General features: G+C 61.3%; 15 protein-coding genes. 9 read left to right on the top strand and 6 right to left on the bottom strand.

Annotated features, from left to right (window positions below):
- The first annotated feature begins 14 nt into the window (after positions 1–14).
- The 4 genes from GUY40_RS02725 (at position 15) to GUY40_RS02710 (ending at position 1762) form a co-directional block, all read left to right on the top strand.
- Entirely contained in the window at positions 15–296 is a 282-nt protein-coding gene (locus GUY40_RS02725; protein WP_218585429.1) for a hypothetical protein, read from the top strand.
- Positions 297–361: 65 nt separating this feature from the next.
- The gene (locus GUY40_RS02720; RefSeq protein ID WP_166567440.1) at positions 362–769 is read left to right on the top strand and encodes a hypothetical protein; all 408 of its coding nucleotides are present in this window, start codon (positions 362–364) and stop codon (positions 767–769) included.
- Between the two features lie 69 nt (positions 770–838).
- Entirely contained in the window at positions 839–1255 is a 417-nt protein-coding gene (locus GUY40_RS02715; RefSeq protein WP_166567394.1) for a GFA family protein, read from the top strand.
- A gap of 84 nt (positions 1256–1339) precedes the next feature.
- Positions 1340–1762 carry a group II truncated hemoglobin gene (locus GUY40_RS02710; RefSeq protein ID WP_166567393.1) on the top strand — a complete coding sequence of 141 codons (423 nt, stop codon included), beginning with the start codon at positions 1340–1342 and terminating at the stop codon, positions 1760–1762.
- On the opposite strand, the gene GUY40_RS02705 is transcribed toward GUY40_RS02710, so the two are convergent.
- Complete coding sequence (locus GUY40_RS02705) at positions 1763–2629, bottom strand: LysR family transcriptional regulator (protein ID WP_166567392.1); 867 nt, start codon at positions 2627–2629, stop codon at positions 1763–1765. It abuts the gene before it with no gap.
- Between the two features lie 100 nt (positions 2630–2729).
- On the opposite strand from GUY40_RS02705, the gene GUY40_RS02700 reads away from it, so the two are divergent.
- Positions 2730–4109 (top strand): aldehyde dehydrogenase family protein, encoded by a 1380-nt coding sequence (locus tag GUY40_RS02700; RefSeq protein WP_166567391.1) that lies wholly within the window; start codon positions 2730–2732, stop codon positions 4107–4109.
- A gap of 43 nt (positions 4110–4152) precedes the next feature.
- On the opposite strand, the gene GUY40_RS02695 is transcribed toward GUY40_RS02700, so the two are convergent.
- A complete protein-coding gene (locus tag GUY40_RS02695) occupies positions 4153–4857 on the bottom strand; it encodes a glutathione binding-like protein (RefSeq protein ID WP_166567390.1) in 705 nt (234 codons plus the stop codon).
- A gap of 94 nt (positions 4858–4951) precedes the next feature.
- Positions 4952–6067, bottom strand: coding sequence for a transposase (locus tag GUY40_RS02690; RefSeq protein WP_166567389.1), 1116 nt, complete (start codon positions 6065–6067; stop codon positions 4952–4954).
- Between the two features lie 214 nt (positions 6068–6281).
- On the opposite strand from GUY40_RS02690, the gene GUY40_RS02685 reads away from it, so the two are divergent.
- Genes GUY40_RS02685 through GUY40_RS02675 form a run of 3 tightly spaced genes read left to right on the top strand, consistent with a single transcriptional unit; the run spans position 6282 to position 9511 of the window.
- Entirely contained in the window at positions 6282–7571 is a 1290-nt protein-coding gene (locus GUY40_RS02685; protein ID WP_166567388.1) for an FAD-binding oxidoreductase, read from the top strand.
- 15 nt (positions 7572–7586) lie between these two features.
- A complete protein-coding gene (locus tag GUY40_RS02680; protein WP_166567387.1) occupies positions 7587–8141 on the top strand; it encodes an XRE family transcriptional regulator in 555 nt (184 codons plus the stop codon).
- 23 nt (positions 8142–8164) lie between these two features.
- The gene (locus tag GUY40_RS02675) at positions 8165–9511 is read left to right on the top strand and encodes a glutamine synthetase family protein (RefSeq protein WP_166567386.1); all 1347 of its coding nucleotides are present in this window, start codon (positions 8165–8167) and stop codon (positions 9509–9511) included.
- 60 nt (positions 9512–9571) lie between these two features.
- Here GUY40_RS02675 and nadS read toward each other — a convergent pair whose 3' ends face one another.
- A complete protein-coding gene (gene nadS, locus GUY40_RS02670) occupies positions 9572–9868 on the bottom strand; it encodes a NadS family protein (RefSeq protein ID WP_166567385.1) in 297 nt (98 codons plus the stop codon).
- 2 nt (positions 9869–9870) lie between these two features.
- Entirely contained in the window at positions 9871–10185 is a 315-nt protein-coding gene (locus tag GUY40_RS02665) for a type II toxin-antitoxin system RelE/ParE family toxin (protein ID WP_166567384.1), read from the bottom strand.
- A gap of 131 nt (positions 10186–10316) precedes the next feature.
- Here GUY40_RS02665 and GUY40_RS02660 point away from each other — a divergent pair, with 131 nt between their 5' ends.
- Positions 10317–11270, top strand: coding sequence for a class I SAM-dependent methyltransferase (locus GUY40_RS02660; RefSeq protein WP_166567383.1), 954 nt, complete (start codon positions 10317–10319; stop codon positions 11268–11270).
- 16 nt (positions 11271–11286) lie between these two features.
- Here GUY40_RS02660 and GUY40_RS02655 read toward each other — a convergent pair whose 3' ends face one another.
- Positions 11287–12171, bottom strand: coding sequence for a LysR substrate-binding domain-containing protein (locus GUY40_RS02655; RefSeq protein WP_166567382.1), 885 nt, complete (start codon positions 12169–12171; stop codon positions 11287–11289).
- Positions 12172–12327 lie beyond the last annotated feature (156 nt).

Genomic DNA, 12327 nt, shown 5'->3' with positions numbered 1-12327 from the left:
CCATGAAGTCCGTCTTGCTAACGCCCTATTTGCGTTCAACCCTGCTCTTCGTCTCTGTATTGATCGCCGCCGTGCTCTGGCTGCAACCCTCATTCGCCACCTTGAGCGGCGACTTGCGCTGGCTGGCCCTGATCTTCCTCGCCCTGTGCAGTCTGTTTTGCTGGCTGTTCATCCCGGTGCTGACGTTCAGCGAGCTGGCGTTGCTGCAATGGCTGCAGGCCCAGGCCAGCGGCGTCGAGTCGGCCACGGCATCCATCGCCATGAAGCGTCTGGGTGAAACTGTCGCCACAAATTGAAGTCAAACCGGACACGCACCTTGCGTCCCCTCACTTCGATCGATGTCCTGTACGAGTACACCGCCATGACTGCCATTGCCCGCATGACCCTTCTCACCCTGATAGTGGGCTTGAGCGCCTGTGCGGTGCAGCAACCGGTCCCCACCGCGCCGCCACAGCGGACTCCACCGCCGTCGGTGCCGACGGTCAAGCCGCCAGTCGGTGGCCCGAGCAAGCCCAAGCCACCGTCAGCGACGCCCAAACCGATGCCGCGTACCTCGGCGAGTTTTGCGCCGCCACCGGGGGGGGCCAGCCATTGGGACCCGAAACTGGGCGTCTATGTGCTTGAGAAACTGACCAACACCTTTTACCGCCAACGCACCTATTACCGCTGGGACGGTGGCTGGAGCTGGTCGACCAGCCTGAAAGGGCCGTGGCAAGAGACCGACAGCAGCGGCGTCCCGGGTGGGCTGGGTCGGGCGTTCTCCAACTGATTTGCGGGTCTAACCTGATGTAGCAGCTACAGTTGCTCCTACGGTTTTTACCCTGAAATGGAGAGCATCATGTCAGTCATCAAAAAACAAGGCCGTTGCCTGTGCGGCGCGGTCACGTTCACCGTTGAGCTCAAACACCCCACTTTCAGCGCCTGCCATTGCAGCATGTGCCGCCAATGGGCGGGTGGGCCGGCCATGGCGGTAGACACCGAAACCGCACCGGTCTACGCCAGCGAAGAACACATCAAAGTCTTCAGCTCTTCGGACTGGGCTGAGCGCGGATTTTGCGATACCTGTGGCACCCACCTGTTTTACCGGCTCAAGCAGGGCGGCTTCTACTCCGTGCCGCTCGGTTTGCTCCAAGGGCCTGAAAACTGGACCTTCGACCTGCAGGTCTATATCGATGAAAAACCCGCCTGGTACGACTTCTCCAATAAGACCAAGACGATGACCGGCGCTGAAGTTGAGGCGGCGTTCAAGCCTTGATCAAGTGTGATCGTTAGCCTGCAAGCTATTTTGCCGCCAGGGCGCCAGCGCTAACATGGTGCTTTCCCAAGCAGGATGGCCCATATGACCACCACTCCCTCCTACGGCACCGGCGATGCCTCCTACCAGGCTGCCGGTGGCATCGACGGCCTGCGTCGGCTGGTCGACGACTTCTACCGGCTGATGGATGAACTCCCGGCGGCCGCGCAACTGCGCCGCATGCACCCCGAAAGCCTGGACAGTGCCCGGGACAAGCTCACCTGCTTTCTCAGCGGCTGGCTGGGCGGGCCGAAGCTGTTCAGCGAGAAATACGGCTCGATTGCGATCCCGGCCTTCCATGCGCAATGGCCGATCGATGAAGCCGGCAGCGCCGCCTGGTTGATGTGCATGGAACAGGCGATTGCCTTGCAGCCGTATTCGCCTGAATTTGCCGACTACCTGCTGACGCAACTGCGGGTGCCGGCGCAGCGGATTGTGCAGGCCAGTCGCAATCGGCACGGCCTCTGATTATTGGACGGTCCCGGCCTGCAGCAATTCAATCATCGCCACCAGATTGCGCGGCTTGACCCCCTGGCGCCAGATCAGCCAAGTGTTCAGATGGCTGAACTGTTCACACAACGGCCAGACGCTGACGTTGCTGCTGCCCGGCATGCTTTCGAGCATGCTGCGCGGCATCAGCGCCAGGCCGGCACCGGCGCTGACGCAGGCAAGCATGCCGTGATAGGACTCCATTTCGAAAATTTTCCCCGGCGTTGAACCGTCGCTGCTGAACCAGCGTTCGAAATGTTTGCGGTAGGAGCAGTTGGCGCGAAAGGCGTAGATGCTTTCGCCGTTGACCTGCCCGGCGTTGAGGATAGGCGGGTGGCTGGAGGGGGCGATCACCACCATTTCCTCCTCGAACACCGGCATGCCCTCCAGTGCCGGGTGCAGCACCGGGCCATCGACAAAGGCGGCGGCGAGGCGGCCGTCGAGTACGCCCTCGATCATGGTGCCGGAAGGGCCGGTGGAGAGGTCCAGTTCGACTTTCGGGAAGTGCTGGTGATAGGCCGCCAGCAGGGCAGGGATGCGCACTGCGGCGGTACTTTCCAATGAACCCAGGGAGAAACCACCCTGGGGCTCTTGGCCGCTGACGGCCAGCCGGGCCTCGTCGACCAGGTCGAGAATGCGCCGCGCATAGTCGAGAAAATTCCACCCGGCCGGCGACAATCGCAGGCGCAGCTTCTCGCGGATAAACAGTTCGACACCCAGGTCTGCCTCCAACTGGCGAATCCGCGTGGTGAGGTTGGAGGGCACCCGGTGCACGCGCTGGGCGGCGGCGCTGATGCTGCCTTCTTCGGCGACGGCGCGAAACATCTCGAGTTGGGTCAGGTCCACGACATTCTCCTGGCGTGAATGAATCGGTCAGTATTATTCAGTTTTAATGATTGTAGGCCTGACTTATCGTGGCCGTCATCCACTTACCAGGAGCCCTGCGATGAGCAACCTTGCCGCTGTTTCCATCAACCCCGCCACCGGCGAGCCGATTGGCGAATACCCGTTCGACAGCGCCGAGGCGTTCGAAGCTGCGCTGGCCGGTAGCGCAAGCGCTTTCGCCGTCTGGCGTCGCGCACCGCTGAGTGCCCGGGTTGAACGGCTGCAAGCGTTGGCCAAGGCCTTGCGCGACAACAGCGAAGCCATGGCACGGATGATCACCCTGGAAATGGGCAAGCCGATCAAGCAGGCCCGCGGCGAAATCGAGAAATGCGCCCAGCTGTGCCTGTGGTACGCCGAAAACGGCCCGGCCATGCTGGCGCCCGAGGCGACTCAGGTGGAAGGTGGCAAGGCGCGAATCGAGTACCGCCCGCTCGGTCCGGTACTGGCCGTGATGCCGTGGAACTTCCCGATCTGGCAGGTCTTGCGCGGCGCGGTCCCGGCTATCCTGGCCGGCAACACCTACGTGCTCAAGCACGCTCCGAACGTGATGGGCAGCGCTTACCTGCTGCTGGATGCCTTCCGTGCGGCAGGCTTTGAAGACGGTGTGTTTACGGTGATCAACGTGGCTCCCGACGGCGTGTCCAAGGCCATTGTCGATTCGCGCATCGCCGGCGTGACCGTCACCGGCAGCGTGCGTGCAGGCGCCGCCATTGGTGCACAGGCCGGTGCCGCGTTGAAAAAATGCGTGCTGGAACTGGGTGGCTCCGACCCCTTTATCGTGCTTGCCGATGCCAACCTGGACGAAGCCGTGAAGGCTGCCGTGATCGGCCGCTACCAGAACACCGGGCAAGTCTGCGCCGCCGCCAAGCGCATGATCATCGAGCAGCCGGTGGTGCAAGCCTTCACCGCCAAGTATGTCGAAGCGGTACAAGCGCTGAAGATGGGCGACCCGCTGCTGGAAGAACACTACCTGGGCCCAATGGCGCGCTACGATCTGCGCGATGAGCTGGACGGGCAGGTGCAAGCCACGCTGGCCGAAGGCGCGACCCTGCTGTTGGGCGGACGCAAGGCCGAGGGTGCGGGCAACTACTACGAGCCGACCGTGCTCGGTGATGTGACCGCGGACATGACCTCGTTCAAGCAGGAGCTGTTTGGGCCCGTGGCCTCGATCATCACGGCCAGGGATGCAGAACACGCTTTGGCACTGGCCAACGACAGCGAATTCGGCCTCACCGCCACTGTCTACACCGCAGACCTGGCGCTGGCCGAGCGCTTTGCCGACGAGCTGGAAACCGGTGGCGTATTCATCAACGGTTACAGCGCCTCAGACCCACGCGTGGTGTTTGGTGGCGTGAAGAAAAGCGGCTTTGGCCGTGAGTTGTCGCACTTCGGCGTGCGCGAGTTCTGCAACGCCCAAACCGTGTGGCACGACCGTCACTGATCAGGCCCGCCAGCCGCCCGCAAGGGGCGGCTGGCAACCTCCGTCATCCGGCCGCAGGAATGGTCAAGCCCCTGGCCACCGCAGGCCGCGCCAGAAAGCGATCAAGCGCTGCCATCACATTCGGGAAATCCTGAATGCCCACCAGATCGCCCGCTTCATAGAAACCAATCAGGTTGCGCACCCACGGAAAGGTCGCGATATCGGCAATGCTGTATTCATCGCCGAGCAACCACTGGCGCCCCTCAAGACGTGTATTGAGCACACCGAGCAAACGCTTCGATTCGGCGACATAGCGGTCGCGCGGACGCTTGTCTTCGTAGTCCTTGCCGGCAAATTTATTGAAGAACCCCACCTGGCCAAACATCGGCCCGATGCCGCCCATCTGGAACATCAGCCACTGGATCGCTTCATAGCGGCCGGCCGGGTCCCGGGGTATCAGCTTGCCGGTTTTCTCGGCGAGGTACACCAGGATCGCCCCCGACTCGAACAACGGCAGCGGTGCGCCCGCCGGGCCATTGGGGTCGAGGATGGCCGGGATCTTGTTATTGGGGTTAATTGAAATGAATTCGGCGGACAGCTGGTCATGGGTCTCGAAGCTGACCCGGTGCGCCTCATAAGCCAGGCCGATCTCCTCAAGCATGATCGACACCTTGACGCCGTTGGGGGTGGGCAACGAATAGAGTTGCAGGCGCTCGGGATGCTGGGCAGGCCACTTCTTGGTGATCGGGAAGGCAGACAGATCGGTCATGACAAACACTCGATAACGGGACAGAGGCGAAAGAGTAGACGTATCAGGGCTTTTACATCCAGCGCTTGAGTTCAGTGCCTTTGGGACAGTCGTATCAGCAGCGTTTGCTCGGCAACTCGCCCTGGACGCGCAGCAGACGCCACACCATCGCACAGGCCTGGGAGGCGATCAGTAGCCGTTTGAAAATGGGCGCGCCGCTTTCCTGTTGCCAGCTTTCCGGCTCTTGTCCCGCCTCTTTCAGTAATTTGAAGTACGACTCGATGCGCCAGCGCCAGTAATACCAGAGCGCCAACCGTTCAGGTTGCACTGACGCCTCAAGGTTGCTCAGCAGGTACCACTCAGCCAAAAGCTCGCCCTCAGGGCCAATTATTCTAGTGACAATCAAGCGCAGTGCCAAAGAAGCTCCCGGCTGAGTCAGCACAACATCGGTCTCAGCCAGCCACTGGATGGCGGGTTTCCCCTTGTGATCCACCTGCCGTGTTTCGTGGAAACTCAGCTGCTGCGCAATGAGCCGCAGCGGTTTTGATTGGCCTTCATGTTGCGCGAGGGAGCCTGCGTTTACTCGGACCAGATAACGATGTTGACCCGCGTGCCACTGGCGAAGATGAGCCGCCGAGTCGGCCTCACGATCCACGATATGCACCAACGGCTTGGCAAAATCTTGTGCTTGCAGCCAGGCGATACGCTGCGTCAGTTCATCCAGATGCTTCTGAGATTCAAGGGGTTCGTCGGTACGAGTGCTCAGTACGCCTTTATTCGTGGCCAGGTTTAGTGCAGGTGTGCAAATAGGCGCTCCGTCACGATCACTGATCAGCAAGCTGCTCTGTAGCTCGTAACCCATGGCGCAATCGTGGGGCACTTGCAGGCGATCCGTCTTTGCATGGTGCTGGCTGTAGTTGATACAGGACCAGTCATGGGCAACGAGAACGTAGTCGTCGCAACTGTCGCGGCTGCCTTCGTGGGCTAGCTCTAAGAGGGGTGTGGCCAAGCCGGTCAATTTGATCTGGTCATTGCTGAGAAAACGCCAAAGCGCTTGGGTTTGGGCAAATACCTGGTTGGCCTTGGGTAAGACCTTTATGCCAGCGGCTACTGCCGATGGTCCGTTGATATGGGCCATGACCAGGTCCCAGTAACGCTTGATCAGACGGGTGTCCAGTCCGGGAATATTTAATCTATGTAGTTGATTCGTTTCGTATTTGTCTTTTTTCATCGTTTGCAGGTCTTCAAGTTTGCAATGCTCAAATCGTCATCATGCGGACGTCTGGTCTGGAGGTATCGAGTACATACGACTGATTTATATAGTATTAAATGATATGTGTAGATGTCTTGGTTTTAAGGAGACGGCTGTCGACTTGGCTTCGTGAAATTTATCTGCTATTTTTTCATGAAAATATAATCATAAAATTTCACATGGATGGCCCGTCATGTTCAAACAGTCCGCCCAACACATCGCCACGTACTACGCCGTCACCTTCCCTGGCGCGCTGCCATTACGCCCCACCCTGCAGAGCACCCTGAGCTGCGATGTGCTCGTGATCGGCGCGGGTTTCAGCGGTTTGCACAGTGCCCTGCGCCTGGCGCTGGCCGGCAAGCGCGTGGTGCTGCTGGAGGCCAGCCGCATTGCCTGGGCCGCCTCCGGGCGCAATGGCGGGCAGGCGTTGCTGGGCTGGTCGTGCGACATGCCGCCGTTTGAACGGCAATTGGGCGTCGAACGCACGCGCCAGCTGTGGGGCAGCATGCGTTGGGCGGCCGAGGAGATGCGCGATCTGCCCCAGCGCCATGGCTTCGACATCGATTACCGCCTCGGCAGCCTCTGGACCGCCGTGCAAGCGCGGCGCGTGGCGATGCTCCATGAGGCTCGTGACGAGGCCCGCAACAAGTGGGGCTACGACGCATTGCGGCTGATCGAGGGTGATGAACTGCCCGAATGGATCGCCAGCCCGCGCTATCGCGCCGCGCTTTATGATCCCAATGGCGCGCACCTGAACCCGCTGAAACTGGCCCAGGGCCTGGCCGCTGCCATCGAGCGGGCCGGTGGGCAAATCTTCGAGCAGAGCCAGGTGCTGGGTTATCGCGAAACCGCTGACGGCTTTGTCGCCCGTACTGAACGGGGCGAGGTGCACAGCGATGTGCTGGTGCTGGCCTGCAATGCCTATATCGATGGCCTGGACCGCCAGCTGGCCAACCGCCTGTTGCCGGTGGGCTCGTATCAGGTCGCCACCGCGCCGCTGCCGCCGGACCTGGCGCAGTCGCTGTTGCCGCACAACAGCTGCGTGATCGACAACCAGTTCGTGCCTGATTACTTCCGTCTGCTGCCAGACCATCGGTTGCTGTTTGGTGGCGGCTGCACTTACCTGGGCGGCATTCCCAAGGATGTCGCCAGCGCCACGCGCCCGTATCTTGAGCGGGTTTTCCCGCAACTGCGCGGGGTCGACATCGACTACGCCTGGGGCGGCCATATCGATGTCAGCATGAAACGCACGCCCGACATTGGCCGCCACGGCCAGCGTTACTGGTTGCAGGGCTTTTCCGGCCATGGCGTGTTGCCGACCCTGGCTGGCGCCCGTGCGGTGAGCGATGCAATTCTGGGCGATGAGCATTTATTGGCGCTCTACCAGAGCCTGTCGAACCCGCGCTTCCCGGGTGGCTCGCTGTTGGCCGCGCCACTGGAAGCGGTGGGCAAGGCCTGGTATCGGCTGCGCGACGTTATTTGAGGAATGGACTGACCCATGAACATGCAAGAAGAAGTCGAAGGCCTGGCGATCCTGATTCGCGACCTGCGCAAATTCAAGAACCTGACCCTGGGCGAACTGGCCCAGCGCATCGATCGCTCGGTGGGCTTTGTGTCTCAGGTCGAGCGTGGCCTGTCGCGCCCGACCGTGGCCGACCTCACCGCCATCAGCGAAAGCCTGGGCGTGCCGACCACCTATTTCTACAACCTGAACAAGCTGCGGGATGTCAGCTGGGTGACCCGCCCGGACGAGCGTCGCACCTTGTATTACGCCGGGGGCATTACCGACGTGCTGGCCTCGCCGACCATTGCCGGCGGTTTCTCCATGCTCGACAGCCATTTGCAGCCGGGCGCCAGCAGTGGCGAAGGGCATCTGAACGACAGTTCGGAGCAGGGCGGTTTTGTGCTCGAAGGCGAGCTGACGCTGTGGCTGGATGACGGCGAGGCCGTGACCCTCAGGCCCAACGACAGCTTCCAGTTGCCGCCGCATGCCAAGTTTCGCTACGCCAACCGCACCGACAAACCCACCCGTGTGCTCTGGGTGTTCAATTGAATTCGCCTCACAAGGACAGGACTATGACTGCCGCCACTCCCGATCTGCTCAGCGAAGTGCGTGCGTTTCGGGCGCAGCACCCGCAGGTGCGCTATGTCGATTTGATCGCCCTGGACATTCCCGGGCATTTCTACGGCAAGCGCTACCCCATGGACATGCTGGAAAAAGTCGCCGCCGGTGCGCCATTGAAGCTGCCGCAGAACTGCGTGCTGCTGGGCGTGCAGGGCGGCTTGCACCCGATTGGCGATTACTGCTTTGCCGACGGCGACCCGGACGCACCACGGCGCTTGATCCCCGGCACCCTCAAGCCGGTGCGCTGGGAAGGCGAGCCGCTGGCGCAGATGCTGATCAGCTCGGACGGCACCGCCGCACCGATCGAGTTCGAGCCGCGTGAAGTGCTGGCGCGGGTGATCGAGCGCCTGGCCAGGCGCGGAATCCGCCCGGTGGTGGCGTTCGAGCTGGAGTTTTACCTGTTCGACCGCGCGCTCAAGAGCGGGCTGCCGCAGTTCCCTCGGGACGCTTACACCGACGACCAGGACGATCAGCCGAACATGCACATCGAACGGCTGTCGCGGTTTTCCTCGGTGTTGCACGAGATGGTCGAAGCCGCCAACGAGCAGGGCGTGCCGGCCAACGTCATCACCGCGGAATTGGGCCCAGGCCAATTTGAAATCAACTTCGCCCACAGCGACGACGCCCTGAGCGCGGCAGACTGGTCAGCCTTGTTCTGCCGCAGTACCCGTGGCGTGGCGCTCAAGCACGGCCATCGCGCCAGCTTTATCAGCAAGCCCTACCTCGATGCGCCGGGCAGTGGCATGCATGTGCATGTGAGCCTGTACGACGAGGCGGGCAACAACCTGCTGGCGGCCAACGAACAACGGCCGCTGCGTCATGCCGTGGCCGGCTGCCTGGAATTGCTGCCGCACTGCATGCCGATCTTTGCCGCCAACCACAACGCCTTCCGCCGCTACGGCGCCATGGTCAACGCCGCCAGCCGCGCCAGCTGGGGCTTCGAGGACCGCGATGCGTGCATCCGCATCCCCGAATCCGACCCGCGCAACCTGCGCCTCGAACATCGCCTGGCCGGCGCCGACGCCAATCCGTATCTGGTGCTGGCGGCGATCCTGACCGGCATGGAATATGGCCTGGATCAGGCCCGCGAACCCATCGCTCCACTGAACGAAAACCGCCAGAGCGGCATCGATTTCCCCAAGGACATGCTCAGCGCCGTGGCCGCCATGCGTCTTCACCCGGCGGTCAATGCCGGGCTGGGAAGTGAGTTCGTGATGGTGTACTGCGAGAACAAGCGCCAGGACCATCTGGCGTTCATGAATGAAGTGAGTGCGCGGGAGTATCGGTGGTTTTTGTGATCGGCCTGTAGACTGTTCCCGGTAGGAGCCGGGAACGGTCGTTGAACCGTTTTGAAGGGTTCAATGGGCTGGCTGGGCCAAAGCACTCAGTACATGTTCAGGGTCGTTGTGAATTGCCTTGAGCAAGGCTTTTGCAGGACCTGTCGGCTGCCGCCGCCCTTGCTCCCAATTACGCAACGTTGCCAGTTGGACATCTATGATTGCCGCGAACTTGGCCTGAGAAAGACCCGTTGCTTTGCGGATTTCCTTGACCTGAAGGGCATCGATGGTGAATTCGCGGGAGGGTTCGCGTTCGCCCCGGACAATTTCATCCATCTGCTGAACGCTTTCCATCAGCTCTTCAAAAAATTTACTCATCGTTACCTCCAATGCTCAATCACCGATTTCAGAGCTTTTCGCTCGTCAGCGGTCAAATCGTCCTGCTCGTTCTTTGGATAAATAAGCAGCAGGGCAATCTGCGAATTCGATACAAAATGATAGTAAATGACGCGCGCGCCACCGCGCTTGCCATGCCCCTTTGCGGCGACCCGAATTTTGCGGATACCCGCTGTGCCCTCTATCACGTCTCCGGATGAGGGGTTGCGAATAAGTGAATGCTGAAGTTTGACGTAGCTATCGTCATCCAGCAGTTCTTGTACTCGCTTAGTGAAAATTGGGGTTTCAATAAAAATCATCGAAAAATGGTACGCCAGCGACGTACCTTTTCTCAGTCGTCAAAATAGCATGCTCTTGCCTCCCAGCGTCCGAAAAAGTTGTCGGAGCTTTCAGGTACAATCCCGCCCCTTTCCCGCCACCGCCCGACACCATGAACCCCGCCGCCATCGCCACACTGCACCAACACCTTCTCCAGGCCCTCACCGACGCCCCCGATGAAACCCGCCGCCTGTTCCATGGCCGTGGCCGTTGCTGGGCGGGGTTGGAGCAAGTGACGGTGGACTGGCTGCAAGGCGTGGTGCTGGTCGCGCTGTTTCGCGAGCCGCAAGCCGAGGAGTTGGCGGCACTGAAGGCGATGTTGCTGGAATTCGCCGCATCGCCTGTGTGGGCAGCGCGCAAGGCGCATAGCCTGCTTTTGCAGCACCGCTATCTGCCCGACAGCGCCACCGAATGGCTGTTGGGCGAACAAGTGGAGCACTGGCTGATCGATGAAGACGGCCTGCGCTATCAGCTGGACCTGGGCGTCAAACAGAACAGCGGCCTGTTCCTCGACATGCGCTATGGCCGCCGCTGGGTGCGCGAGCACTCACGGGGCAAGCGGGTGTTGAACCTGTTCGCCTACACCTGCGGCTTTTCCGTCGCCGCCGTGGCCGGCGGCGCCGAGCAGGTGGTCAATCTGGATATGGCCAAGGCGGCCTTGAGCCGTGGGCGGGACAATCACAGGCTCAATGGCCATGACCTCAGCGGTGTGAGTTTTCTCGGCCATGAGTTGTTCAAGTCCTGGGGCAAGGTGAAGAAATATGGACCGTATGACCTGATCATCATCGACCCGCCGACCTTCCAGAAAGGCAGCTTCGCCCTGACCAAGGACTACCAGCGGATCCTGCGCCGCCTGCCGGAACTGCTGACCCCAGAAGGCACGGTGCTGGCCTGCGTCAACGACCCGGCCATCGGCACGGCGTTTTTGATCGACGGCATGGCGGCCGAAGCGCCGCAACTGCGGTTTATCGAGCGGCTGGAGAACCCGCCCGAGTTTCCGGACAGCGAAGCCGAAGGCGGCTTGAAGGCGCTGGTGTTCCGCCAGCAATCGGTTGCTCTACCCTGACGGGCGCTCTGGACGATCAGATCTGCGCCAGCAGCCATTGCTTGAACGCCCGCAACGACGGCAGTGCCTCGTTGCGCGGTGGGTAGATCAGGTAGTAGCTGCGCTGGCTGGCAATGCCTTCGCCGGGGCTGATGACCTCACCGTTGTGCAATTCCTCTTCCACCAGAATCCGTGGCACCAGGCCAATGCCGATGCCGGCGCGCACCGCCTGGATCAAGTGTGAGGTCAGTTCGAAGCTGGGGCCCAGGCGCATGGCCCGGTGAGGCAGGCCGTGGTGGGAAAACCATTCGCCCCAGGCATGCGGGTTGTTGGCAACGTTGAGCAGCACGTATTCGCTGATTTGCTGCGGTGTCAGCTGTTCGACGTGTTCGGCGGCCGAGGGGCTGGCGATCACCACCAGTTGTTCGGCGTGCAGGCGGTGGCTGATCAGGCCGGGCAAATCGCCGCTGCCGACGCCAATGGCGGCGTCGATCTCGCTGGTTTCAAAGTCGATGGCTTCGATCCGTGAATGGATATGCACCAGCATGCCGGGGTGGGCGGCATAAAAGTCATGCAGGCGCGGTAGCAGCCATTTCGAGCCGAAGGTCGGCAGGGTAGCCAGGCGCAAGGTACCGACGCCGGACTGATAGGCGAGCGCCTGCAAGGTGGCACTGCGAATGCGCCCCAGCGCCTCGCTCATCTCGCGCTGATACAGCCGGCCGACGTCGGTCAGCTGCACCTGGCGGCCCTCGCGGCGGAACAGGGTCAGGCCCAATTGTTGCTCCAGCGCCTGGACCTGACGGCTGACCGCACTCTGGGTCAGCGACAGCTCCTGGGCGGCGCGGGTGTAGCTTTCGTGGCGTGCGGCGGCCTCAAAAGCCAGCAGCAGGGACATGGACGGCGTCAGGCGGCGGTAATTCATTCAGAAAAGTCATCGATAGCGGCAAGATTATCCGTTTGCCCCAGGCGCTCAATACCGGGAACATTGGCACAGCTCGGCAGTAGAGGCTGGAGCACTTATGCGACGTTGGCAAGTTTCACCGATCGTTTTCTTCAAGTTCAGATGATAAAGAGGCAT

It is taken from the genome of Pseudomonas sp. R5(2019), assembly GCF_009905435.1.
Lineage (GTDB): Bacteria > Pseudomonadota > Gammaproteobacteria > Pseudomonadales > Pseudomonadaceae > Aquipseudomonas.
The sequence above is the reverse complement of the archived record's forward strand: the minus strand, read 5'-3'. Positions and strand labels throughout refer to the sequence as shown.